The following is a 345-nucleotide window of genomic DNA, read 5'->3' on the forward strand; positions in this document are numbered from 1 at the left end:
GGCCCCAATGGTGAGCGCTGGCGCAAGCTTCCATGGCGATCGTCTCTGGCGCCAGCTCGTTCACGATTTCCGTAAGCTTTGTGCGGCTGACCTTTCGTGAAACAATCACACCGTTTGTATCAATCCCGTGCAGATGGAACGATTGCTTTCCAAGATCGATCGCCAGCAAATTCATTGTCATGCTGTCCTCCTCCAGGTTGGGCCACTTACTGTGAGCGCGAGGAGGGAGGCGTCCATCCCATAACATGAAGACAGCAGTGGATCGTGTCGGTCGTGGCAAGGAGCGCCAGATCAATATCCGCTTCCTCGCCATGACAAACCACTATGTCTACGAGCCCGAGTTCT

Annotated in this window: 1 pseudogene; it reads right to left on the bottom strand. The window is 54.8% G+C overall.

The annotated features are described in order from the left end of the window. Nucleotides 1–175: pseudogene (locus AC6A67_RS12795) on the bottom strand (IS110 family transposase); the annotation flags it as partial. Between the last annotated feature and the right edge of the window lie 170 nt (nucleotides 176–345).

Source organism: Camelimonas sp. FR25, assembly GCF_059740505.1.